Origin of the sequence: Alcanivorax hongdengensis A-11-3 (assembly GCF_000300995.1) — a bacterium.
In the GTDB taxonomy this organism is placed as follows: domain Bacteria; phylum Pseudomonadota; class Gammaproteobacteria; order Pseudomonadales; family Alcanivoracaceae; genus Alcanivorax; species Alcanivorax hongdengensis.
Genome location: NZ_AMRJ01000022.1, coordinates 38,957 through 60,546 on the forward strand (window position 1 = coordinate 38,957; position 21,590 = coordinate 60,546).

General features: G+C 62.1%; 24 protein-coding genes. 14 read left to right on the forward strand and 10 right to left on the reverse strand.

Annotation, left to right across the window (positions count from 1 at the left end; genetic code table 11):
- Positions 1 to 41 precede the first annotated feature (41 nt).
- From A11A3_RS12840 to A11A3_RS12850, 3 genes are read right to left on the reverse strand one after another with little or no spacing between them, the layout of a single operon-like run.
- The gene (locus A11A3_RS12840; protein ID WP_008929740.1) at positions 42 to 1,367 is read right to left on the reverse strand and encodes a replication-associated recombination protein A; all 1,326 of its coding nucleotides are present in this window, start codon (positions 1,365 to 1,367) and stop codon (positions 42 to 44) included.
- A 6-nt stretch (positions 1,368 to 1,373) separates the two neighbouring features.
- On the reverse strand, positions 1,374 to 1,991 hold the full coding sequence (lolA, locus tag A11A3_RS12845) for an outer membrane lipoprotein periplasmic chaperone LolA (protein WP_051011819.1): 618 nt from the start codon (positions 1,989 to 1,991) through the stop codon (positions 1,374 to 1,376).
- Positions 1,992 to 2,010: 19 nt separating this feature from the next.
- Entirely contained in the window at positions 2,011 to 4,251 is a 2,241-nt protein-coding gene (locus tag A11A3_RS12850) for a DNA translocase FtsK (protein ID WP_008929742.1), read from the reverse strand.
- Between the two features lie 399 nt (positions 4,252 to 4,650).
- Here A11A3_RS12850 and trxB point away from each other — a divergent pair, with 399 nt between their 5' ends.
- The 4 genes from trxB (at position 4,651) to infA (ending at position 7,416) form a co-directional block, all read left to right on the forward strand.
- Positions 4,651 to 5,598, forward strand: coding sequence for a thioredoxin-disulfide reductase (gene trxB / locus A11A3_RS12855; RefSeq protein WP_008929743.1), 948 nt, complete (start codon positions 4,651 to 4,653; stop codon positions 5,596 to 5,598).
- Positions 5,598 to 6,329 (forward strand): leucyl/phenylalanyl-tRNA--protein transferase, encoded by a 732-nt coding sequence (gene aat, locus A11A3_RS12860; RefSeq protein ID WP_008929744.1) that lies wholly within the window; start codon positions 5,598 to 5,600, stop codon positions 6,327 to 6,329. Before trxB ends, aat begins: the two co-directional genes overlap by 1 nt.
- Before the next feature lie 50 nt (positions 6,330 to 6,379).
- Positions 6,380 to 7,093, forward strand: coding sequence for an arginyltransferase (locus A11A3_RS12865; RefSeq protein ID WP_008929745.1), 714 nt, complete (start codon positions 6,380 to 6,382; stop codon positions 7,091 to 7,093).
- Between the two features lie 104 nt (positions 7,094 to 7,197).
- The gene (infA, locus tag A11A3_RS12870) at positions 7,198 to 7,416 is read left to right on the forward strand and encodes a translation initiation factor IF-1 (protein WP_008929746.1); all 219 of its coding nucleotides are present in this window, start codon (positions 7,198 to 7,200) and stop codon (positions 7,414 to 7,416) included.
- A 184-nt stretch (positions 7,417 to 7,600) separates the two neighbouring features.
- Here infA and clpA read toward each other — a convergent pair whose 3' ends face one another.
- On the reverse strand, positions 7,601 to 9,865 hold the full coding sequence (clpA, locus tag A11A3_RS12875; RefSeq protein ID WP_008929747.1) for an ATP-dependent Clp protease ATP-binding subunit ClpA: 2,265 nt from the start codon (positions 9,863 to 9,865) through the stop codon (positions 7,601 to 7,603).
- A gap of 51 nt (positions 9,866 to 9,916) precedes the next feature.
- The gene (gene clpS / locus A11A3_RS12880) at positions 9,917 to 10,309 is read right to left on the reverse strand and encodes an ATP-dependent Clp protease adapter ClpS (RefSeq protein WP_008929748.1); all 393 of its coding nucleotides are present in this window, start codon (positions 10,307 to 10,309) and stop codon (positions 9,917 to 9,919) included.
- 222 nt (positions 10,310 to 10,531) lie between these two features.
- Between clpS and A11A3_RS12885 the strand changes: the two genes are divergently transcribed.
- On the forward strand, positions 10,532 to 10,795 hold the full coding sequence (locus tag A11A3_RS12885; RefSeq protein WP_008929749.1) for a cold-shock protein: 264 nt from the start codon (positions 10,532 to 10,534) through the stop codon (positions 10,793 to 10,795).
- A gap of 22 nt (positions 10,796 to 10,817) precedes the next feature.
- Here A11A3_RS12885 and icd read toward each other — a convergent pair whose 3' ends face one another.
- Complete coding sequence (gene icd, locus A11A3_RS12890) at positions 10,818 to 12,080, reverse strand: NADP-dependent isocitrate dehydrogenase (RefSeq protein ID WP_008929750.1); 1,263 nt, start codon at positions 12,078 to 12,080, stop codon at positions 10,818 to 10,820.
- Between the two features lie 151 nt (positions 12,081 to 12,231).
- On the opposite strand from icd, the gene A11A3_RS12895 reads away from it, so the two are divergent.
- Positions 12,232 to 12,855, forward strand: a complete 624-nt coding sequence (locus A11A3_RS12895) for a pseudouridine synthase (RefSeq protein ID WP_008929751.1) — start codon at positions 12,232 to 12,234, stop codon at positions 12,853 to 12,855.
- Here A11A3_RS12895 and A11A3_RS12900 read toward each other — a convergent pair.
- From A11A3_RS12900 to moaC, 3 genes are read right to left on the reverse strand one after another with little or no spacing between them, the layout of a single operon-like run.
- On the reverse strand, positions 12,761 to 13,231 hold the full coding sequence (locus A11A3_RS12900) for a molybdenum cofactor biosynthesis protein MoaE (RefSeq protein WP_008929752.1): 471 nt from the start codon (positions 13,229 to 13,231) through the stop codon (positions 12,761 to 12,763). The genes A11A3_RS12895 and A11A3_RS12900 overlap by 95 nt on opposite strands.
- Positions 13,228 to 13,482 carry a molybdopterin converting factor subunit 1 gene (gene moaD / locus A11A3_RS12905; protein ID WP_008929753.1) on the reverse strand — a complete coding sequence of 85 codons (255 nt, stop codon included), beginning with the start codon at positions 13,480 to 13,482 and terminating at the stop codon, positions 13,228 to 13,230. The genes A11A3_RS12900 and moaD overlap by 4 nt, the downstream gene beginning before the upstream one ends.
- The gene (gene moaC, locus A11A3_RS12910; RefSeq protein ID WP_008929754.1) at positions 13,475 to 13,975 is read right to left on the reverse strand and encodes a cyclic pyranopterin monophosphate synthase MoaC; all 501 of its coding nucleotides are present in this window, start codon (positions 13,973 to 13,975) and stop codon (positions 13,475 to 13,477) included. Before moaC ends, moaD begins: the two co-directional genes overlap by 8 nt.
- Before the next feature lie 130 nt (positions 13,976 to 14,105).
- Between moaC and A11A3_RS12915 the strand changes: the two genes are divergently transcribed.
- The 7 genes from A11A3_RS12915 (at position 14,106) to A11A3_RS12945 (ending at position 19,922) form a co-directional block, all read left to right on the forward strand.
- The gene (locus tag A11A3_RS12915; RefSeq protein WP_008929755.1) at positions 14,106 to 14,573 is read left to right on the forward strand and encodes an NUDIX hydrolase; all 468 of its coding nucleotides are present in this window, start codon (positions 14,106 to 14,108) and stop codon (positions 14,571 to 14,573) included.
- Positions 14,574 to 14,575: 2 nt separating this feature from the next.
- Positions 14,576 to 15,673, forward strand: a complete 1,098-nt coding sequence (gene mnmA / locus A11A3_RS12920; RefSeq protein ID WP_040297191.1) for a tRNA 2-thiouridine(34) synthase MnmA — start codon at positions 14,576 to 14,578, stop codon at positions 15,671 to 15,673.
- Positions 15,670 to 16,320 (forward strand): high frequency lysogenization protein HflD, encoded by a 651-nt coding sequence (gene hflD, locus A11A3_RS12925; RefSeq protein WP_008929757.1) that lies wholly within the window; start codon positions 15,670 to 15,672, stop codon positions 16,318 to 16,320. The genes mnmA and hflD overlap by 4 nt, the downstream gene beginning before the upstream one ends.
- Before the next feature lie 158 nt (positions 16,321 to 16,478).
- The gene (purB, locus tag A11A3_RS12930) at positions 16,479 to 17,849 is read left to right on the forward strand and encodes an adenylosuccinate lyase (protein WP_008929758.1); all 1,371 of its coding nucleotides are present in this window, start codon (positions 16,479 to 16,481) and stop codon (positions 17,847 to 17,849) included.
- 11 nt (positions 17,850 to 17,860) lie between these two features.
- A complete protein-coding gene (locus A11A3_RS12935) occupies positions 17,861 to 18,988 on the forward strand; it encodes a JmjC domain-containing protein (protein ID WP_008929759.1) in 1,128 nt (375 codons plus the stop codon).
- A gap of 10 nt (positions 18,989 to 18,998) precedes the next feature.
- On the forward strand, positions 18,999 to 19,424 hold the full coding sequence (locus A11A3_RS12940) for a GNAT family N-acetyltransferase (protein WP_008929760.1): 426 nt from the start codon (positions 18,999 to 19,001) through the stop codon (positions 19,422 to 19,424).
- On the forward strand, positions 19,425 to 19,922 hold the full coding sequence (locus A11A3_RS12945) for a DUF7931 domain-containing protein (RefSeq protein ID WP_008929761.1): 498 nt from the start codon (positions 19,425 to 19,427) through the stop codon (positions 19,920 to 19,922).
- A gap of 37 nt (positions 19,923 to 19,959) precedes the next feature.
- Here A11A3_RS12945 and trmB read toward each other — a convergent pair whose 3' ends face one another.
- A complete protein-coding gene (trmB, locus tag A11A3_RS12950; RefSeq protein ID WP_008929762.1) occupies positions 19,960 to 20,628 on the reverse strand; it encodes a tRNA (guanine(46)-N(7))-methyltransferase TrmB in 669 nt (222 codons plus the stop codon).
- 122 nt (positions 20,629 to 20,750) lie between these two features.
- Between trmB and A11A3_RS12955 the strand changes: the two genes are divergently transcribed.
- Positions 20,751 to 21,521, forward strand: coding sequence for a hypothetical protein (locus A11A3_RS12955; protein WP_008929763.1), 771 nt, complete (start codon positions 20,751 to 20,753; stop codon positions 21,519 to 21,521).
- Positions 21,522 to 21,590 lie beyond the last annotated feature (69 nt).

A 21,590-nucleotide genomic window follows, 5' to 3' on the forward strand; every position in this document is an offset into this window, starting at 1 on the left:
CTCCAGTTCTCTGTCAGGGGTGGCGACCGGCCGGGACCCGATCAGTCCTCGTAACGGTGCCAGTCGCTGTTATCGTTCAGTGCGCGCAACCGGCGCAGCTTCTCTGCCATCTTGATTTCCAGCCCGCGGGGCACCGGTTCATAGAGCCGGGTGTCGCGCAGGCTGACGGGAAAGTAGTTTTCCCCGGGCACAAAGGCCTCGGGAAAATCGTGGGCGTAATGGTACTCGGCCCCGAAGCCCTCGTCCTTCATCAATTGCGTGGGGGCATTGCGCAGATGCAGCGGCACTTCATCGGTGGGCTTCTCGCGCACCAGTGCCCGGGCCTGATTGTAGGCCTTGTAGACCGCGTTGCTCTTGGGTGCCACCGCCAGGTAGGCAATGGCCTGGGCAATGGCCAGCTCCCCTTCCGGGCTGCCAAGGCGCTCCTGCACATCCCAGGCCTGCAGGCACAGGGTCAGGGCGCGCGGGTCGGCGTTGCCGATGTCCTCGCTGGCCATGCGCACCACGCGCCGGGCAATGTACAGAGCGTCGCAGCCACCGTCCAGCATGCGCGCGAACCAGTAGAGGGCGGCATCCGGGTCGGAGCCACGCACGGATTTATGCAGGGCGCTGATCTGGTCGTAGAACAGGTCGCCGCCTTTGTCGAAGCGGCGCACCGCATCGCGCAGCACCTCGGCCATCAGCTCGGCGTCGATCACCGGCTGCGCGTCATCGGCCAGGTCCGCGGCCACCTCCAGCATGTTGAGCAGCCGCCGGGCATCGCCATCGGCGTAATTGAGCAGCAGCTGACGGGCGTCATCGTCCAGTGTCAGCCCGTCCAGGCTGGGCTCCTTGAGAGCCCGATCCAGTAACGACGCCAGGTCTTCACTGGTGAGCGAACGCAGGCGATAGACCCGCGCCCGGGACAGCAGCGCGTTATTGAGCTCGAAGGACGGGTTTTCGGTGGTGGCACCGATGAAAGTGATGGTGCCCTCTTCCACATGGGGCAAAAAGGCATCCTGCTGGGCCTTGTTGAAGCGGTGTACCTCGTCCACAAACAGCACGGTACGGCGCCCCTGGCCGAGGCGGGCCTTGGCCTGCTCCACTGCCGCGCGGATATCCTTCACCCCGGACAGCACCGCCGACAGGGTGATGAACTGAGCATCCACCGCCTGGGCCAGAATCAGCGCCAGGGTGGTCTTGCCAGTGCCCGGCGGACCCCACAGGATCATGGAATGCAGCTGGCCACGGGCGGCGGCCTGACGCAGCGGCTTGCCCTCGCCCACCAGGTGCTGCTGGCCCACGTAGTCATCCAGGCTGGTGGGGCGCAGGCGGGCGGCCAGCGGCTGGGCGTGCTGGCCGGCATCGGCAGCGAACAGGTCACTCATGGTCGGTTACGGTGACTGTTGCTGAATGACGTCGGCGCCTTCCGGTGGCTGAAAATCAAACAGACTGTCATCCAGCTTGCCGTTCACCTTCGCCTGGGGGAAATCGATCACGGTCTGCTGCCCCAGGGCGTCCTTGAGGCGCATGGATTGGGGCTGATTCCCCTGGAAGGTCACATCCAGTTGCTCGAACAGCGGGTCATCCCCCTTGGGGGTAAGACGATAGGTCACGGTCTGGCCGTCATGGTCCTTTTCCGCAATGCGAAAAGCCTTGCCCACCGCGTCCGGCTGACCGCCGAACAGCAGTGCCGGTGTCTTGCTCAGATCCGCGCTCAGCGGCCGCTCCACCACCTGCTCCAGGTCCACGTCATAAACCCACACCTTGCTGCCGTTGGACACGGCAATCTGCTCGAAGGGGTCCTGCGTATGCCAGTAAAAGCGGTTGCCACGGGCCACCTGAAAGTTGCCATGGGCTTCCTGCAGGTGGGTGCCGCTGGCATCCAGGATGGTCTGATCAAACTGCCCGGAGAGGGTTTTCAGGCTCTGCAAATGGCCCAGCAGCTCCTCGGTGGGGCCGGCCCATACCAGGGTCGGCACCAGCAGCAACCCGCAAAATATTTTCCTCATTGAATCTCCTTGTGTCCGGTCAGACCGGGGGTGGCGCAATCACTTCGCGCTGACCATTGTGGCCGGCCTCGCTGACCACGCCAGCCATTTCCATGGCTTCGACCAGACGGGCCGCCCGGTTATAACCAATCTTCAGTTTACGCTGCACCGACGAGATGGAGGCCCGGCGGGATTCGGTCACGTAGGCCACCGCTTCGTCGTACAGCGGGTCGTTCTCGTCATCGCTGTCGCCACCGGCCCCTTCCATACCGGGCATGGGCGCGTTGAGATCACTGCCACCATCGAGAATTTCTTCCAGATAGTTGGGTTCGCCGCGCTTGCGCCAGTCATCACAGACCCGGTGCACCTCTTCATCTGAGACAAAGGCGCCGTGCACCCGTTCCGGCATACTGGTGCCACCGGGCAAATAAAGCATGTCACCATGGCCGAGCAGCTGCTCGGCCCCGCCCTGATCCAGCACCGTGCGCGAATCGATCTTGGAGGACACCTGGAAACCGATACGCGAGGGCACGTTGGCCTTGATCAGGCCGGTGATCACATCCACGGACGGTCGCTGGGTGGCCAGAATCAGGTGAATACCGGCGGCCCGCGCCTTCTGGGCAATGCGGGCGATCAGCTCTTCCACCTTCTTGCCAACGATCATCATCATGTCGGCGAATTCGTCGATCACGATAACGATATAGGGCAGATGCTCGGCCAGCGGCGCTTCTTCTTCCAGGTTCATGGGATCGTCCGGCTTCCAGAGCGGGTCCTTGAGCGGCTCGCCCTTCTTTTTCGCCTCTTCCACCTTGCGGTTGTAACCGGAGATATTACGCACGCCCATGGCCGCCATCAGGCGGTAACGCCGCTCCATTTCACCCACCCCCCAGCGCAGGGCGCCGGCGGCTTCCTTCATGTCGGTGACCACCGGTGTCAGCAGGTGGGGAATGCCGTCATACACCGCCAGTTCCAGCATCTTCGGGTCGATCAGGATCAGCCGCACATCTTCCGGCGTGGACTTGAAGAGCATGGACAACAGCATGGCGTTGACGCCCACGGATTTACCCGAGCCGGTGGTACCGGCCACCAGCAGGTGCGGCATCTTGGCCAGGTCGCCGGTGACCGGCTTGCCGGAAATATCCTTGCCCAGCGCCATGGTCAACGGCGAGGCGGCCTGATCGAACAACTGCGTGCCCACCACCTCGGTGAAGCGGATCATTTCCCGTTGCTCATTGGGAATCTCGATACCCACGGTGGTCTTGCCGGGAATCACTTCCACCACCCGCACACTGATCACCGCCAGCGAACGGGCCAGATCCTTGGCCAGGTTGGTGATCTTGGACACCTTGATGCCCGGTGCCGGCTGGATCTCGAAGCGGGTAATCACCGGACCCGGCTGTACCGCCACCACTTCCGCGTCGATATTGAAATCCTTGAGCTTGATTTCCAGCAGGCGCGACATGCCCTCCAGGGCTTCCTCGGAATAACCGCCCTTGCTGTCCTCCACCGGGTCCAGCAGGCCCAGCGGCGGCAACTCGCCGGTGACTTCGGTGGTAAACAGCTTCTGCTGTTTCTCTTTCTGCACCCGCTCGCTCTTTTCCACCGGCTTGGCCGGTTTGGCGATCTTCGGCGGCGTACGGGTTTCCGCCTTTTTCTTGGCCTCGGTGATGACCTTGGCGCGCTTCTCGCGGGCTTCCTTGCGCTGACGGGCTTCCTCACGCTGTTGCTTGCGGGCCTGCCACCAGGCGGGGATTTTCTCGAACACGGCGAGTATCAGAGCGCCGGTGCCTTCCGCCAGGGCAATCCAGGACAGGTCGGTGAAGATGGTCACGCCAATCAGGAACAGCGCCACCATGATCAGGGTGCCCCCCAAGGGGTTGAAGCCGGCCAGGGCTGCGCCCCCGACTTCGTGCCCGAGAATGCCGCCGGCGCCTTCCGGCAGCGCCCCCACGGAGAAATGCATGAACGACAGCGCGGTGCCGGACACCATGGTCAGGATAAAGCCCACCAGCCGCAGGCTGAACAATGGCCAGCTGCCGGGCAACCCGGCATGGCGTTCACGCAGCACCTTGGCGGCCCAGAACGCCACCAGGACCGGGAACAGATAGGCCATGTAGCCAAACAGGCCCAGCAGCAGGTCGGCGCTGAAGGCGCCGGCGCGGCCCGCCGCGTTGTGAACCGACGGGGTATCGCCCACATAGGACCAGCCCGGATCACGGCTATCGAAACTGATCAGGGCCAGCAACAGGTACAGGGACAGCGCAATCAGCGCAATCACCATGCCTTCTACCAGTCCGCGCTTGAGATGGCGGGAAAATCCGGACTGTCCTTGCCCGGCGGATGCTTTTGTCACGCCCTGCCCCTCACTTCATTAAGTTGTTAAGAAAAACAGATAACAATTTGAAATTATTGCGATTGTAGTCATAACCGGCGCCTCAAGCCAGCGCCGGGCACCGCCGGCGGGCCGGGCGGCCATAACGTGTGGGCGATTATCGCACAAAACCCCGCCGGGTCGTTGGACGTCATCACTGTATTTGATGTTCCCTATCGTACTCATAGGCTTCACGGCCCCGCGGTTTTACTGTAGCTTTCTCACGCCTCGGGAGCCTCTGAAAAACTCCTTGAACGCGCAGGCAGATGCCTCATATAAAGCGCATACGAATTGTGAATGGAGACAAACATGAGCGACGTGCAACATCACCGTCTGATTATTCTGGGGTCCGGCCCCGCGGGATACACGGCTGCCGTTTACGCCGCCCGTGCCAACCTCAAGCCGGTGGTGATTACCGGTATTCAGCCCGGCGGTCAGCTGACCACCACCACGGAAGTGGATAACTGGCCCGGTGATGTGGAAGGCCTGCAGGGTCCGGACCTGATGGTGCGCATGCAGCAGCACGCCGAGCGTTTTGACACCGAGATGGTCTATGACCACATCAACGAGGTCGATCTGCGCAACCGCCCCTTTACCCTCAAGGGCGATTCCGGCACCTACACCTGTGATGCCCTGATCATCGCCACCGGTGCGTCTGCCATGTACCTGGGCCTGCAGTCCGAAGAAGCCTTCATGGGCAAGGGCGTTTCCGCCTGTGCCACCTGTGACGGTTTCTTCTACAAGGGTCAGCGCGTTGCCGTCATTGGCGGCGGCAACACCGCCGTGGAAGAGGCGCTGTACCTGTCTCACATTGCCGAGCACGTCACCCTGGTACACCGCCGTGACAGCCTGCGCGCCGAGAAAATCCTGCAGGACAAGCTGCTCGCCAAGGACAACATCAGCGTCGAGTGGGATCACACGCTGGAAGAAGTGCTGGGTGACGACAGCGGCGTGACCGGCATGCGCATCAAGTCCGTCAAGGACGGCAACAGCAAGGACATTGACCTGCAGGGCGTGTTCATTGCCATCGGCCACAAGCCCAACACGGATATCTTTGAAGGCCAGCTGGACATGAACGACGGCTACATCAAGATCCGCAGCGGGCTGGCCGGCAACGCCACCGCCACCAGCGTGGACGGGGTGTTCGCCGCCGGTGACGTGGCCGACCATGTCTACCGTCAGGCAGTCACGTCCGCCGGTGCCGGCTGCATGTCCGCCCTGGACGCCGAAAAGTACCTGGACAGCCTCAAGGACTGATGATCCCCTGGCTGCTTCCCGGCGGCGACTTTCCGCCCACCACCAGCGCCCAGGAGGACCCTCCCGGGCTGCTGGCGGCCGGCGGCGACCTGAGCCCGGAGAGGCTTCTCCGGGCTTATTCGTTGGGCATCTTTCCCTGGTATGATGCCGACCACCAGCCGATTCTCTGGTGGAGCCCGGCACCCCGCTGCATCTTCACCCCCGATACGCTGCACCTGAGCCGCAGCCTGCGACGCCATCTGAACCGTACCGAGCAAACCTTTACGCTGGACCGACAGTTCGACACCGTCATGCGTCTGTGCGCCGCTCCCCGCTCCGATGGCGGCGGCAGCTGGATCAGTGAGGACATGTGCCAGGCCTATCAGCAATTGCATACCCTGGGTTACGCCCACAGCCTGGAAGTCTGGCAGGACGACGAGCTCGCCGGGGCCATCTATGGCATCAAGCTCGGCGGGGTGTTCTTTGGCGAATCCATGGTCTCGCCACGCACTAACGGCTCGAAAAGTGCGCTGGCCGCCCTCGCCTGCCTGGCCCCGGCGCTGGGCATCGCCCTGATTGATGCCCAGGTGGAAAACCCTCACCTGATGCGCCTGGGCGCCCGGCTGATTTCCCGCCAGGATTTCGAGCAGCAGCTGGCCAGCCTGATTCCCGATCATGTGCCCCCGGAACACTGGCCGCGCGATCGCTGGCAGTGGTCGCAACTTCAACCGCTGTTGCCAGCCCGTTTTTAACCGCCGGCAAGGGATTTAAGCCGGCACAATGACTGGGCTACACTAAAGCCATGACAGATCTGTCCACGTTGCGGTTCTTCCGCACTCCGGCCCATGCCTGCAGCTACCTGGAAGATCACCAGGCGTCCACCCTGTTCGTGGACCCGCAGGCTACCCTGACCCCGGCGCTCTACAGTGAACTGAGCCAGCTGGGGTTTCGTCGTAGTGGCGATTATCTTTACCGACCCCATTGTGAGGGCTGCCAGGCCTGTATTCCCGCCCGGGTGCGGGTGGCGGATTTTCACCCCCGCCGTCGCCACCGGCGCATTCTCAAACGCAATGGTGACCTGGAGGTGACCCGCGAGCGCGCCCACTTCAGCCGCGAGTGCTATCAGCTTTATGCCAGCTATATCGATTACCGCCATGGTGACGGTGATATGTATCCGCCCTCCGAGGAACAGTTCAACAACTTCCTGATTTGCGACTGGGCAGACACGGATTTCTTCTGTTTCCGGGAAGCGGGCAAACTGCGCGCGGTGGCGGTGACCGATACGCTGGATGACGGCCTGTCGGCGGTCTATACCTTTTTTGATCCAACCCTGGATGATCGCAGCCTGGGTGTCATGGCACTGCTCTGGCAGATCGACTACTGCCGCCGCCAGGGACTGCCCTACCTCTACCTGGGTTACTGGATCCGCCAGTGCCAGAAAATGCGCTACAAGAGCCAGTACCGGCCACTGGAAATCCTGATCCAGGGCCACTGGCAGGAACTGCAGGACGACTGAACCCGCCCCACCGCGCCACCCGGGCCGATCTCCCTTTGCAGGGCGCCGGCTTTTACGGCACAATTGCGCCTCGCTAACAGCCGGCAACCCAAGGTAATCATTGGATGGCGAAAGAAGAGCAGATCGAACTTGAAGGTGTCATCGTTGAAACGCTCCCGAACACCATGTTCCGGGTCAAGCTGGACAACGGTCATGTAATCACGGCCCACATCTCCGGAAAGATGCGTAAATTCTATATCCGCATTCTCACCGGTGACCGTGTCAAAGTGGAAATGTCCCCCTACGACCTGAGCAAGGGGCGCATCACCTTCCGCATGAAATAACCTGTCAATGGCTCGCCTGGCGCGGACCACTGATCACTAAAATACCCCTGCCTCCCAAGAGCCAGGGGTATTTTTATGGCTGCGCGCTTGCGCCACCCCCTCTTTCAATGCCGGCCCCAACGCAAAGACCCCGGCCGAAGCCGGGGTCTTTTCCTCTAGGCACCTGTCGCCACTTAGCTTGCTGTCAGGCCGGCTCGGCCTCAGCTTCCTGCACGGACAGGGACAACTGATCGTCCTTGACGGTGACCTTGACCTGACCACCGGCCCGAGACAATTCGCCGAACAGCAGTTTTTCCGCCAGCGGTTTCTTGAGCTGCTCCTGAAGCAGGCGGGCCATGGGGCGAGCGCCCATATCCTTGTCGTAGCCCTTCTCCGCCAGCCACTGACGGGCTTCCTCGTCCACATCCAGCACCACGCCGCGCTCGTCCAGCTGGGCCTGCAGCTCCACCAGGAACTTGTCGACCACACCCAGGATGACCTTGGTGGTCAGCGGCTGGAACTGGATGATGCCATCCAGGCGGTTGCGGAACTCCGGCGTGAACACCTTCTTGAGCATCTCCATGCCGTCGCTGCTGTTGTCCTGCTCGGTGAAACCGATGCTGCGCTTGTTGAGCACTTCCGCGCCGGCATTGGTGGTCATGATCAGGATCACATTGCGGAAATCCGCCTTGCGGCCGTTGTTGTCGGTGAGCGTGGCGTTATCCATCACCTGCAACAGGATGTTGAACACCTCCGGATGCGCCTTCTCGATTTCATCCAGCAACAGCACACAGTGCGGCGTCTTGGTGATCGCCTCGGTGAGCAGCCCCCCCTGGTCATAGCCCACATAGCCGGGAGGCGCACCAATCAGGCGGCTGACAGTATGCCGCTCCATGTACTCGGACATGTCAAAGCGCACCAGTTCCACGCCCAGGGCACGGGCCAGCTGACGGCTGACCTCGGTCTTGCCCACCCCGGTGGGGCCGGCAAACATGAAGCTGCCAATCGGCTTGTTTTCACCCTTGAGGCCCGCACGGGACAGTTTGATGGCCGCAGCGATGGTGTCGATGGCCTCATCCTGACCGAACACGGTCATCTTCAAGTCGCGTTCCAGATTGCGCAGCAGCTCCTTGTCGGAGGAAGACACCTGCTTGGGAGGAATGCGGGCAATCTTGGCCACCATCGCTTCCACGTCTTCCTCGTCAATGGTTTGCTTGCGCTCGTCTTCCGGACGCAGCCGCTGCCAGGCACCCACTTCGTCGATCACATCGATGGCCTTGTCAGGCAGGAAGCGGTCGTTGATATAGCGGGCACTGAGCTCGGCGGCGGCCTTCAGGGCACCATCGGTGTAGCTGACATCGTGGTGCGCCTCGAAGCGGCTCTTGAGCCCCTTGAGAATGCCCACGGTGTCGTCCACGGACGGCTCCACCACATCGATCTTCTGAAAGCGCCGTGACAGGGCCCGGTCCTTCTCGAAGACGCCGCGATATTCCTGGAAGGTGGTGGACCCCATGCATTTCAGCTCACCGGATGCCAGCAACGGCTTGAGCAGGTTGGAGGCATCCATGACACCGCCGGACGCCGCGCCGGCGCCGATGATGGTATGAATCTCGTCGATGAAGAGAATCGAATTAGGCTCTTTCTTGAGCTCCGCCAGCAACGTCTTGAGGCGTTTTTCGAAGTCGCCCCGGTACTTGGTACCCGCCAGCAACGCGCCCAGATCCAGTGAATAGACCACCGCATCGAGCAGCGGCTCGGGCACCTTCTCTTCCACGATCATGCGCGCCAACCCCTCGGCGATGGCCGTCTTGCCGACACCGGGCTCGCCCACCAGCAGCGGGTTGTTCTTGCGGCGACGGCAGAGAATCTGCGCGGCCCGCTCGATTTCGAAGGCACGCCCCACCAGTGGATCAATACGATCCGCCCGGGCCAGCTCGTTGAGATTGCTGGCATAGCTGTCCAGAGCGCTGGCCGGACCGGCTTCCACGCCGGCCTCGCCTTCCTGCTCCTGTTCCACGGAGGGCTCGGCGTCCTGCACCTGGGAAATGCCGTGGGCAATGAAATTCACCACGTCCAGGCGGTGAATGTCCTGGCAGTTGAGGAAGTAAACCGCCTGACTTTCCTGTTCGTTGAAGATGGCCACCAGCACATTGGCGCCGGTGACCTCTTTCTTGCCAGAGGACTGAACGCTGAAAACGGCGCGTTGCAGTACACGCTGAAAGCCCAGGGTCGGCTGGGTGTCACGCTCCGGGTCGTTATCCGGCAGCAGTGGCGTGGATTCATCAATGAACTGACTCAGGGCATCACGCAGCTCGTCCATGTCCGCGCCACAGGCACGCAGCACTTCCACCGCCGCGTCGTTATCCAGCAGTGCCAGTAGCAGGTGTTCCACCGTCATGAACTCATGGCGATGGCTGCGCGCATGGCGAAACGCCTCGTTGAGCGTCATTTCCAGTTCTTTACTGAGCATAGGGCTACCTCACTGCATGTTCGCCTTCGGGCAACGGGATCACCGTGGTCCTCAGGCTTTTTCCACCTGGCACATCAGCGGATGCTGATTTTCCCGGGCGTAATCCACCACTTGCGTGGCCTTGGTTTCGGCGATGTCCTGGGGATAGACCCCGCACACTGCCTTTCCCTGGGTGTGAACGGTGAGCATGATCCGGGTTGACTGCTCACGGTCCAGACTAAAGAAGGTCTCCAGCACTTCAACGACAAAATCCATCGGTGTGTAGTCGTCATTCAGCATCAGCACCTTGTACATGGACGGCTTTCTGAGCTTGGGCTTGGCCTCTTCCACCGCCAGGTCCCCCTGACGCCCCGGCTGTTCGGGCTCGTCTGCAGGCCCGCCGCGCAGCGGAATCGGGCCAGATGTCAGGGGGTGTGATTGCTGTTGAATGTGCTGCCAGTTCATATCTCTTAAAACCGTTGTAACCCTGCTGGCGTCAGCAGGCAATGAAGAAGTGATGGGCGGCAGGGTGTTTTTCAATCCCGGGGCGGCAAATTTTCGGTGGGCTTGACACCCTGCCAAGCATGATTAAAAGTTGTGCAATGATCCGGTAATTACAGTCTACCGCAGCTGAAGGCCGGGTATAACAAAAAAGCAAACGCCATTGGATAGGCAGAGGGAAGGACCATGGCAACGGGACGAGTAAAGTGGTTTAACAACGCCAAGGGGTATGGCTTTGTCCGGCCGGACGAAGGCGGCGAGGATCTGTTCGTGCATTACTCCTATATACAGATGGACGGTTACAAAAGCCTCAAGGCTGGCCAACCGGTGGAATACGAGGTGCAGGCCGCCAACAAGGGGTTTCACGCCGTCAATCTGCGCGCCAGCGACAATGATGACACTGCCACACATGAAGAAGGCGCCGCTGCAGAACAGTCGACGCCTTCCTGATCAGCCGTAGCTGTGGGCGTGGTTACACGCCCATGTGCTCTATCACAGCATCCCCGAATTCGGAACACTTGAGCAGGGTGGCATCGGGCATCAGACGCTCGAAATCGTAGGTCACGGTCTTGGCCGCAATGGCCCCTTCCACGCCGTTGATAATCAGGTCTGCCGCTTCCGCCCAGCCCATGTGACGCAGCATCATTTCCGCTGACAGGATCAGGGAACCCGGGTTCACCTTGTCCTGGCCCGCATACTTGGGTGCCGTACCATGGGTGGCCTCGAACAGCGCCACGGACCCACCGATGTTGGCCCCCGGCGCAATACCGATACCGCCCACTTCCGCTGCCAGGGCATCGGAAATGTAGTCACCGTTCAGGTTGAGGGTGGCGATCACGCTGTAATCCGCCGGGCGCATCAGGATCTGCTGCAGGAACGCATCCGCGATCACGTCCTTGATGACAATATCCTTGCCGGTATTGGGGTTTTTCATGGTCAGCCAGGGGCCGCCATCCAGCAGCTCGGCGCCGTAACGGTCCCGGGCCAGCTCGTAGCCCCAGTCCTTAAAGGCCCCCTCGGTGTACTTCATGATGTTGCCCTTGTGCACCAGGGTGACGGAATCCTTGTCATTGTCGATGGCGTACTGGATCGCCTTGCGAACCAGACGCTGGGTGCCCTCACGGGACACCGGCTTGATGCCGATACCACAGCCTTCCGGGAAACGGATCTGGGTAACGCCCATTTCCTCGCGCAGGAAGCGAATCAGTTTGGTGGCTTCCGGGCTGTCGGCGGCCCACTCGATACCGGCATAGATGTCTTCGGAGTTCTCCCGGAAGATGATCATGTCGGTCAGTTCCGGGTGGATAACCGGGCTGGGAACCCCTTCGAACCAGCGCACCGGGCGCATACAGGTGTAAAGGTCCAGTTCCTGGCGAAGCGCCACGTTCAGGGAGCGGATGCCCCCACCTACCGGGGTGGTCAGCGGGCCCTTGATGCCCACTGTGAATTCACGCATGGCTTCCAGGGTTTCCTCGGGCAGCCATACATCAGGCCCGTATACCACAGTGGCTTTTTCCCCGGCGTAGATTTCCATCCAGGTGATGCCACGCTTGGTGCCGTAGGCTTTTTCTACAGCGGCATTAACCACTTTGATCATCACCGGTGAGATATCAACACCGATGCCGTCCCCTTCGATATAAGGAATAATCGGGTGGTTGGGGACATTCAGGGATAGGTCCGCATTTACGGTGATTTTGTCACCGTCCGCGGGAACCGTGATCTTTTGGTATCCCATCTACACTACTCCCTCTATATAAAACCGTAATTCGGCGTGCGGTGGCGAGTATAGCACTCACGCAGTACCCTTGTTAGAGAGCGACGTACCTTTCGCGTATCAAAACGCTCACGACCATCTCGCCAAACCTCTCATGGACCAGACTTTCTCTATGGCGCAGCTGATCCTGCTCAACAAACCCTTTCAGGTGCTTTCCCAGTTCACCGACAAGCGCGGGCGACAAACCCTGGGCGAATTCATGCCGGTAGCGGGTGTCTACCCCGCCGGCCGACTGGACTGGGATTCTGAGGGGCTGCTGTTGCTGACCGATGACGGTGCCCTGCAGGCACGCATCAGCGATCCCCGCTTTCATCTGCCCAAGACCTATCTGGTGCAAGTGGAAGGGGTGCCCGGCGCGGAGCAACTGCAAAAACTGCGCCAGGGGGTCACACTCAAGGACGGCCCTACCCGGCCCGCCCGCGTGGAAGCCATCGAGCCACCATCGTTATGGCCCCGGCATCCGCCGGTCCGTGAGCGCAAAACGGTAGCCGATAGCTGGCTGAAACTCACCATAGACGAAGGTCGCAACCGCCAGGTCAGGCGCATGACCGCCACCATCGGTCACCCCACCCTGCGACTGGTACGCTGGCAGATCGGTGACTGGACGCTGGACGGCCTGGCTCCCGGCCAATGGCGCCGTCTCACGGTTCATGCACCGAAGCCTGCTGTAGCCAGGCAGCGGCCGCCTCGGCGTCGCACTCGCGGGCCTCGACCCACTGCCAGTGGCCGCCGATAAGCTCCTTCTTCCAGAACGGCGCGCGGGTCTTGAGCAGGTCCATGATGAAGGCGCAGGCCTGAAAGGCATCCTGCCGGTGGGACGCACTGACCGCCACCTGAACGATGTCATCACCGGCGGTGATGGTGCCAATGCGGTGCACCACCCAGGCACCATTAAGGGGCCATTTCTCGCCGGCCTGCGCCACGATGGCGCGCAATACCCGTTCCGTCATGCCCGGGTAATGCTCCAGATGCAGTGCCTGAACCTGCCCTTGCTCGTCGCGGACCTGGCCACAGAACTGTACCTGGGCACCACTAAGACCGGCATCATGGAGCCAGCTGGCGGGCGCCGCACTCGCCAGCGGCCGCTCGCAGATCTCGATATGGCGCTTCATCCGCCGGTCACCGGCGGAAACAGCGCCACCACATCACCGGGGCTCAGCGTGCTCGCCGGGGAGCCCAGCTCTTCGTTGATGGCCACCATGTAGCGTGGCGTCGCCGCCAGCGCCGAGGCCACTGTCGGGTTGTCTTCAGCCAGCCAGCGGATCAGCTGCTCAACGGTGGTCACCTGTTCCGGCGGCGTGACGGACAGGCGGTCATGGCCCACCCGTTCACGCAGGGCCGCAAAAAAACGCAGTTCAATCATCGTCACTCCCCGGGGCATCACGGACAAAATGGCCACTGCGCCCGCCCTGCTTCTCCAGCAGACAGACCTGCTCGATGACCATGCCGCGATCCACCGCCTTGCACATGTCATAAAGGGTCAGCGCCGCCACCGACGCCGCCGTCAGCGCTTCCATTTCCACGCCGGTCACCCCCTTGAGCTTGCACAGGGCGGTAATCACCAGGCAGTCATCGCCCTCGGGCTCGATCTCCACCTTGACCCCGGTCAACATCAGCGGGTGGCACAGCGGAATCAGATCCCAGGTCTTCTTGGCAGCCTGGATGCCGGCAATGCGCGCCGTGGCCAGCACGTCACCCTTGGGGTGGGCATTGTCACGGATCATCGCCAGTGTGGCCGGCTGCATGCGCAGCCTTGCCCCGGCCACGGCCTGGCGCCGGGTTTCGCTCTTGTCGGTAACATCCACCATCCGCGCCCTGCCCTGGCTGTCCAGATGGCTGAATTGCTTGTTGCTCATGAACTAATCAACCTGTTGTCGACGGCCGCTCTACGCTACCATTCTCGCCCCTGTCAGGCTGGCGAAACAGCCTGCCATTGATCCTCGGGCCCCATGCCCCCATACCGGGTAACGATAACCAAGGGATGCTATGAACAGTTTCGAACCGCACATTACTGTGGCCTGTGTTGTGGAACAAGATGGCCGTTTTCTGTTTGTGCGCGAAATGAGCCAGGGCGAAGAGGTGCTCAACCAGCCCGCCGGGCACGCCGAGTTCGGCGAAACCCTGATGCAGGCAGCCTACCGCGAGACGCTGGAAGAAACCGCCTGGCAGGTGGAAGTCACCGACCTGCTCGGCTGGTATATCTTCCAGCCACGCAAGGGCGCGGGCGTCTATTATCGTACCTGCTTTATCGCCCGGCCGATCAGCCATGATCCGCGCCAGAAGCTGGACACCGGCATTCTGGACGCTGAATGGCTGACTCCGGACCAGTTCCGTGCCCGCCGCCACCAGCATCGCAGCCCGCTGGTGGAGCGTTGCCTGGACGATTACCTGTCCGGCCGCCGACTACCGCTGGACACCATTTACCAGCACCCCTGGCCCCTGCAACGAGGTTGATCGTGTCATCCAGAGCGCCCCAAGACACCCGTGTGATCGTCGGCATGTCCGGCGGTGTGGATTCCTCCGTGGCCGCCGCCCGCCTGCTGGATGCCGGCTACCAGGTGGAAGGCCTGTTCATGAAGAACTGGAACGAGGACGACGGCACCGAGTACTGCACCGCCCGCGAGGATCTGATGGATGCCATGCAGGTGGCCGGCGTGCTGGGCATCGAGCTGCATACCGCCAACTTCGCCAGTGAATACTGGGACCGGGTGTTCGAGCATTTTCTGGCGGAATACCGGGCCGGCCGCACGCCCAATCCGGACATCCTCTGCAACAAGGAAATCAAGTTCCAGGCCTTTCTCGATCACGCCGTGACCCTGGGCGCGGACTACATCGCCACCGGTCACTATGCGCGGGTGGATCACAGTGGCCCGGCCCGGCTGCTGCGGGCCGTGGATACCAACAAGGACCAGACCTACTTTCTGCACGCGGTGGATCACGAGAAGTTTGCCCGCACCCTGTTTCCGCTGGGCGACCTGGAAAAACCCCAGGTCCGCCAGATTGCCGAGGAAAAGGGGTTCGCCAACCACAAGAAGAAGGACTCCACCGGTATCTGCTTTATCGGCGAGCGACGCTTCAAGGACTTCCTGGAGCAGTACCTGCCCGCCCAGCCCGGCAACATCGAGGACGATCATGGCCATGTCATCGGCCAGCATGACGGCCTGATGTATTACACCCTGGGCCAGCGCCAGGGCCTGGGTATCGGCGGTCGTGCCGATGCCGGCGATGCCCCCTGGTATGTGGCCGGCAAGGATCTCGAGCGCAACGTGCTGATCGCCGTCCAGGGCACCGACCATCCGTTGCTCTTCCGCCGCGAGCTGACCAGCGCGCCGGTCATGTGGACCGCCCTGCAAGCGCCAGTCCTGCCAGCACGTCTTACCGCCAAAACCCGTTACCGCCAGCCCGACCAGGCCTGCATCGTGGAAGATGCCGGCAATGGCAAGGTTCGCGTGATCTTTGATGTGCCCCAGCGAGCCGTCACCCCCGGCCAATCGGTGGTGTTCTACCATGGCCAGGAATGTCTGGGCGGCGCCGTCATTGAGGAGACCGCATGACGACGGAACTGACACCGCAACTGACACCACAACAACAGCAACTGCTGGCCCTGGCCGCGGTCTTTGAAGCCGCCCAGCTGGCCGACGACATCGCCAGTCGCGGTGACTGTGATCGCCGCGCCCTGCGCAGCCTGCTGGAAGGGGTCATGGCCATGGATGCCACCGAGTTCCAGGCCATCTACCCGCAGCCTGCCATGCTGCGCGAAGGCCTGAGCCTGCTCAATCGCAGTCTCGGCAAGGAAGCCAACGGGCCGCACATGCGCCCGCTCAATTACGGTCTGGCGCTGCTGCACCTGAGTGGCAAGCTACGCAAGCAGAGCGACACCATCAGCATCCTGCGCCACCGCCTGCTAGCCCTGTCCGGCCAGCAGGCCCATTTCGATGACATCACCGACGATGCCTTCTGCCATCGTCTGGCCGGCATCTACCTGGACACCCTGGGCACCTTCCGCTTTCGCATCCAGGTCCGGGGAGAACCGGCTCACCTGCAGGATGAAGACAAGGCCGCCCGTATTCGGGCACTGTTCCTGGCCGGCGTGCGCGCCGCCTTTCTCTGGCACCAGCTGGGCGGTCGCCGCTGGCACCTGCTGTTTCAGAGAAAGCGTCTTATTGACGCCATAGAGTCAATAAATATCAATGATTTATAGGTAAAATTTAAAGCTATAAATAGCTTTACTTGCTACCCGGCAAGCCCGGCCTGGCAGCGCTGACACAAACTGCCGCACGGGCTGGCAAGCTGCTAACGCAGCCCCTGCGGTTTTACTGTATGATTGCGCCGCCTTTGCATTGTTCTCAGGAGCCAGACATGTCCAGCTTTACCCCTCTGACTGCCATTTCCCCGGTCGACGGCCGTTATGCCGGCAAGGTGGATGCCCTGCGCAGTATTACCAGTGAATATGGCCTGATCCGTTTCCGCGTCCATGTGGAAGTCAGCTGGCTGGAACAACTGGCCCACGACAAGAATATTCCCGAAGTACCGCTGATGAGTGGCCAGGCCGCCTGGCATCTGCGTGGCGTGACCCGCGATTTTGAAATGAAGGATGCCGAGCGCATCAAGGAAATCGAGGCCACCACCAACCACGACGTGAAAGCGGTGGAATACTTCATCAAGGAAAAGATGGCCGCCCACGACGAGCTGGCCAAGATGAGCGAATTCGTTCACTTCGCCTGCACCAGCGAAGACATCAACAACCTGTCCTATTCGCTGATGCTGCGCGAAGCCCGCGAGGTGCTGTTGCCCAAACTGGACCAGGTGATCAGCGGTATCCGCAAGCTGGCCCATGCCCAGGCCGACCAGCCGATGCTGTCACGCACCCATGGACAGTCCGCCTCCCCCACCACCGTCGGCAAGGAAATGGCCAACGTGGTTGCCCGCCTGCAGCGCCAGCGTGACCAGTTTGCCGCAGTGGAACTACTGGGCAAGATCAACGGCGCCGTGGGCAATTACAACGCCCACCTGTCCGCCTACCCGGACGTGGACTGGGAGGCCTTTGCCCGCCGCTTTGTGGAAAGCCTGGGGCTGACCTTCAACCCCTTCACCACCCAGATCGAACCGCACGATTGCGTGGCCGAGTACTTCCACGCCCTGATGCGCTTCAACACCATCCTGCTGGACTTCGACCGTGACGTCTGGGGCTACATTTCCCTGGGTTACTTCAAGCAGAAGACCGTGGCCGGTGAAGTGGGCTCTTCCACCATGCCCCATAAGGTCAACCCGATCGATTTCGAGAACTCCGAGGGCAATCTGGGCCTGGCCAACGCCATCATGGACCACCTGGCCGCCAAGCTGCCGATCTCCCGCTGGCAGCGCGACCTGACCGACTCCACCGTGCTGCGCAACGTGGGCGTCGGCCTGGCCCACAGCCTGATTGCCTACGAAGCCAGCCTGAAAGGCATCGGCAAGCTGCAGGTCAACCCGACCCAGCTGAACGCGGACCTGGACAACGCCTGGGAAGTCCTGGCCGAGCCGATCCAGACGGTGATGCGTCGTTACGGCATCGAAAAGCCCTATGAAAAGCTCAAGGAGCTGACCCGCGGCAAGGATGGCATCAACCAGGAAACCCTGGCCGCCTTCATCAACGACCTGGCAATTCCCGAAGACGCCAAGGAACGCCTGCTGGCCATGACCCCGGCCAGCTACGTGGGTAACGCCGGCGCCCAGGCCCGCAAGGCCTGAGCCGGCCAGCCATGAGCGAAAGCCTGCCCCGCTTTACGCTGCCGCTGGACGCGGCGGCGTTTTTGCGTGACCACTGGCAGAAAGCCCCCCTGTTCATGCCGGCCAGTGCGACCGGCCTGGATTACCCGGATGCGGATACCCTGGCCGGCCTGGCCATGGACGAGGCGGTGGAATCTCGCATCATCGAGGGGCGTGGGCTCGGCCCCTGGCAACTCCGCCAGGGGCCCTTCGACGAAACCGTCTACCCGGCACTCGGCGAACGTGACTGGACCCTGTTGGTCCAGTCCGTGGACCACTGCCTGACCGGTGTTTCCCTGCTGCTGGACAGCTTTGCCTTCCTGCCCGCCTGGCGCCTGGAAGACATCATGATCAGTTATGCCACCGAGGGTGGCAGTGTGGGGCCGCACTTTGATCGTTATGACGTCTTCCTGATCCAGGCCACCGGCCGGCGTCACTGGCAGCTGGGTGATGTCTGTGACGACAACAGCCCGCGCCAGGACACCGACCAGCTCAAGCTGCTGGCCGACATGACCGTGCGCGAAGAATTCGTGGCCGAACCCGGTGACGTGCTCTACCTGCCGCCCGGTGTGGCCCACCACGGCGTGGCGCTGGACAGCGACTGCATCACCTGGTCTGTGGGCTTTCGGGCGCCGGATTATCAGGCACTGATGGCGGAAATCGCCGGGGAATGCCTGGCCCAGGCTGACAGCGAGCTGTTCACTGATCCGCAGCGAACGCCCTGCGACGACCCGGCCCGGCTGGCCACCGCAGATCGCCAGCAGCTGATCCGCGGTGCCCTGGATCTGCTGCAACCCCAGTGGGTGGAGCAGGCCCTCTATCGGTGGCTTTCCACACCGCGTCTGGACGGGCTTGAATTTGCCGCCGACGAGCCCCATATTCGCGAGCGCAGCCCGCAGACCGAGCTGGTCCGCCACGGCAGTGTTCGCCTGCTATGCCAGGGCAACATTGCCTGGCTCAACGGCGACAGCTGGTCGCTGACAGAACAACAACGTCCTCTGGTCGCCCTGCTGGCCCGCCAGCGCCGCTACACCGGAGAAGAACTGAATGCGGTCATGCAACCGGCCGCAAGAGAGTTACTGGATGAATGGATTGAGCAAGGCTATTTCGCCCCGCTGTAACGAGGCCCCCATGCCCTTTAGTATTATCGAGACCTCCTGGGACGAACATGAAGCTGCCCTGCGTGAACTGCGCCAGCGGATCTTCATCAACGAACAGCACGTGCCCGACGAGCTGGAATGGGACGGCCTGGACCAGGATGCTACCCACTTCCTCGCCCTGGATGCCGAGCAGCGCCCGGCGGGCTGTATCCGCTTGCTGCCCTCCGGTCAGTTGAGCCGCCTTTGCGTACTCAGCGAACAACGCAACAATGGCATTGGCACCGCCCTGCTGGTCGCCGCCGAGGAAGCGGCACGGGCACGCAGCATGGAAGAGATCTTCCTGCATGCCCAGACCCATGCCACCAGCTTCTATGAGGCAGCCGGCTTTTCCGTGTCAGGGGGCATCTTTATGGATGCCAATATCCCCCACCGGCAAATGTTCAAGCCGCTGATCTGAATGTTCTCCACGCTTGGCGAGGACGACACCCTGCTGCACCCGCCACGGTCTCAGGCCAGCGAGGCGCTGGCCGCCCTGATTGCGGCCAGCCGGCGACGCCTGTGGCTGCGCCTTCCGCAGCTCGATGCTCTGACCGCGGACGCCCGTGTCTGCGACGCCCTCAAGGCCCTGGCACTGACCAGCGCCCGGGTGGATATCCGCGTTCTCTATGACGATGCCGGCGAGGCGGTGCGCAGCGGCCACCGCCTGATTCATCTGGCCCGGCGCCTGCCCTCGCGGTTGACGCTCAAGCAAACCCAGGAGGATGACCGGGACGACCAGCAGTGCCACGCCATCGGCGATGGTGTGGCACTGTTTGAAGCCCGCGGCTGGCCGCGCCCGGCCCGGCTGGATCTGTGTGCACGGCATTTACCCCGCGCTCCGCGACTGGCCAGGGATTTCGAGACTCTTTGGGAGCGGGCCGGCGGCAACCCCGAATTGCGCGAGCTGCGTCTGTAGCCTCACCCCCCGACATGACGCACTGCCCGGTGCCGGACTAAAGCGTCGCGCTCAACTGCCAGAGCGACTGGCCGCTGGCCTGATATTTCTCTTCGAAATCCGTGGCCGGCGCGTCCTGCAGCGCCAGCGTAGCCACACGGGCCTGCACACCACTGAGCGCCAGCGCCGCCTCTACCTCATACAGATACACCGGCCAGTTACTGCGCATTTCCAGCGTGCCACCCAGCGCCAGCACCGTGGGCCAGACCGGATGACCATGCCAGCGCCGCTTCAGATGAGCGCCTTTCGGCCAGGGATTGGGATAGAGAATTTGATGGCGTTGCAGACGCCACTGCGCCTGGGCCATCAAACGCCACAGACCGGCACAATCCGTGCGCAACAACAACAGATTATCCGGCAGGGGCGAAAAACGGCGCCCGGCCCGATCCAGACGGTCCCGGGACTGGTCCGCACCGACCACCAGCGCCTCCGGGAAACGCCGCGCCAGTGCCACCGAAGAGCGCCCCGTGCCACAACCGGAATCCAGCATCAACGCACGCTCGACCCCCTGTTGCCGGCGCCATTCGGACAACCGGGCAAACGCCTGCTGGTCATGCTCGGCAATGGGTGCTCGCCATGGGTTTTCCAGATGACGTCGAACGACCTTCTCCAGGTCCTGGTGGACACCCTGCTGGTTGGACTGCACTTGGCGACTATTGGCAAACATGGGGCCGGCTCCGTTGCGGGAGGCGCATTATGCGTTTTTTCTGCCGCTTTTTCCTCCCTGTGACACGCGGGCTGGCCGCTAACGCCAGCAGGGACTAAGGTAGTCGAAAAAGAGAGCATGCCATGGCCAGACATCATCGCTTCCTGCCCTTTGCCCTGCTGTTTTTCAGCTTGCTGGGCTCCCTGCCCGCTGGCGCAGAGGATTTTCACATTCACGTTCTCAACCGACCGGATGCGGCGCACCTGGCATCGGTGATCGAGCCCATGCTGCCGCCGGGGGGCTCCGTGCGCCTCTACCAGGGCCAACTGATCATTCGCACCACTGATGACAACATGGCCGAGCTGCAGGCGGCCCTGGGCCAGCTGGATGACAAACCGGTAACGGTGGTGGTCTACCTGCGCCGCCAGGGCAGCAGCAGCCAGACACAAAGCCGCGCCCAGGCCAATGTGCATATCCAGATTCCTGACAGCAGCAGCGGGCAGATTCGCTTCGAACACCAGCAGCGCCAGCAACAACAGCTGGATCAGTACCACATCCGCACGCTCAGTGGTTATCCGGCACGCATCACCGAAGGCACCCTGGTGGCCCTGACCGGCGGCTGGCCGCGCAATACCCAGCTAGTGGCCCTGGACAAGGGCATTGAGGTGGTGCCGCAACTGACCCGCGACGGCGATGTGGTACTGCAGATCAGCCAGAGCTACGACCGCCCGGCCAACGGCACCGTGGCCACCGAGCACAGCGCCACCACCCTGCGGGTCACACCGGGACAGTGGCGCCCCATGGGCAGCATCGACGTGGAGCAGAACCAGGCTACCCGGGGCCTTAACGGCGTCAGCCAGAGCCGTCAGCGGGTCAGCATTCCGCTGGAGGTAATGACTCAGGTCATTCGCTGAATCCGTATTAAACGGCAAAAAAAAGCCCCGCATCAGCGCACTGCTGTCCCACAGTTGAGGGAAAAATGA

Bases quoted from the DNA above. Each gene is read 5' to 3' on its own strand.
- A11A3_RS12840 (WP_008929740.1), bottom strand. From the start codon at position 1,367: ATGAGTGACCTGTTCGCTGCCGATGCCGGCCAGCACGCCCAGCCGCTG.
- trxB (WP_008929743.1), top strand. From the start codon at position 4,651: ATGAGCGACGTGCAACATCACCGTCTGATTATTCTGGGGTCCGGCCCC.
- clpS (WP_008929748.1), bottom strand. From the start codon at position 10,309: ATGAACTGGCAGCACATTCAACAGCAATCACACCCCCTGACATCTGGC.
- A11A3_RS12915 (WP_008929755.1), top strand. From the start codon at position 14,106: ATGAACAGTTTCGAACCGCACATTACTGTGGCCTGTGTTGTGGAACAA.
- icd (WP_008929750.1), bottom strand. From the start codon at position 12,080: ATGGGATACCAAAAGATCACGGTTCCCGCGGACGGTGACAAAATCACC.
- hflD (WP_008929757.1), top strand. From the start codon at position 15,670: ATGACGACGGAACTGACACCGCAACTGACACCACAACAACAGCAACTG.
- A11A3_RS12850 (WP_008929742.1), bottom strand. From the start codon at position 4,251: ATGGTGATTGCGCTGATTGCGCTGTCCCTGTACCTGTTGCTGGCCCTG.
- moaD (WP_008929753.1), bottom strand. From the start codon at position 13,482: ATGATTGAACTGCGTTTTTTTGCGGCCCTGCGTGAACGGGTGGGCCAT.
- clpA (WP_008929747.1), bottom strand. From the start codon at position 9,865: ATGCTCAGTAAAGAACTGGAAATGACGCTCAACGAGGCGTTTCGCCAT.
- A11A3_RS12935 (WP_008929759.1), top strand. From the start codon at position 17,861: ATGAGCGAAAGCCTGCCCCGCTTTACGCTGCCGCTGGACGCGGCGGCG.
- moaC (WP_008929754.1), bottom strand. From the start codon at position 13,975: ATGAGCAACAAGCAATTCAGCCATCTGGACAGCCAGGGCAGGGCGCGG.
- A11A3_RS12895 (WP_008929751.1), top strand. From the start codon at position 12,232: ATGGCGCAGCTGATCCTGCTCAACAAACCCTTTCAGGTGCTTTCCCAG.
- A11A3_RS12900 (WP_008929752.1), bottom strand. From the start codon at position 13,231: ATGAAGCGCCATATCGAGATCTGCGAGCGGCCGCTGGCGAGTGCGGCG.
- A11A3_RS12955 (WP_008929763.1), top strand. From the start codon at position 20,751: ATGGCCAGACATCATCGCTTCCTGCCCTTTGCCCTGCTGTTTTTCAGC.
- A11A3_RS12865 (WP_008929745.1), top strand. From the start codon at position 6,380: ATGACAGATCTGTCCACGTTGCGGTTCTTCCGCACTCCGGCCCATGCC.
- infA (WP_008929746.1), top strand. From the start codon at position 7,198: ATGGCGAAAGAAGAGCAGATCGAACTTGAAGGTGTCATCGTTGAAACG.
- trmB (WP_008929762.1), bottom strand. From the start codon at position 20,628: ATGTTTGCCAATAGTCGCCAAGTGCAGTCCAACCAGCAGGGTGTCCAC.
- aat (WP_008929744.1), top strand. From the start codon at position 5,598: ATGATCCCCTGGCTGCTTCCCGGCGGCGACTTTCCGCCCACCACCAGC.
- purB (WP_008929758.1), top strand. From the start codon at position 16,479: ATGTCCAGCTTTACCCCTCTGACTGCCATTTCCCCGGTCGACGGCCGT.
- A11A3_RS12885 (WP_008929749.1), top strand. From the start codon at position 10,532: ATGGCAACGGGACGAGTAAAGTGGTTTAACAACGCCAAGGGGTATGGC.
- A11A3_RS12945 (WP_008929761.1), top strand. From the start codon at position 19,425: ATGTTCTCCACGCTTGGCGAGGACGACACCCTGCTGCACCCGCCACGG.
- A11A3_RS12940 (WP_008929760.1), top strand. From the start codon at position 18,999: ATGCCCTTTAGTATTATCGAGACCTCCTGGGACGAACATGAAGCTGCC.
- lolA (WP_051011819.1), bottom strand. From the start codon at position 1,991: ATGAGGAAAATATTTTGCGGGTTGCTGCTGGTGCCGACCCTGGTATGG.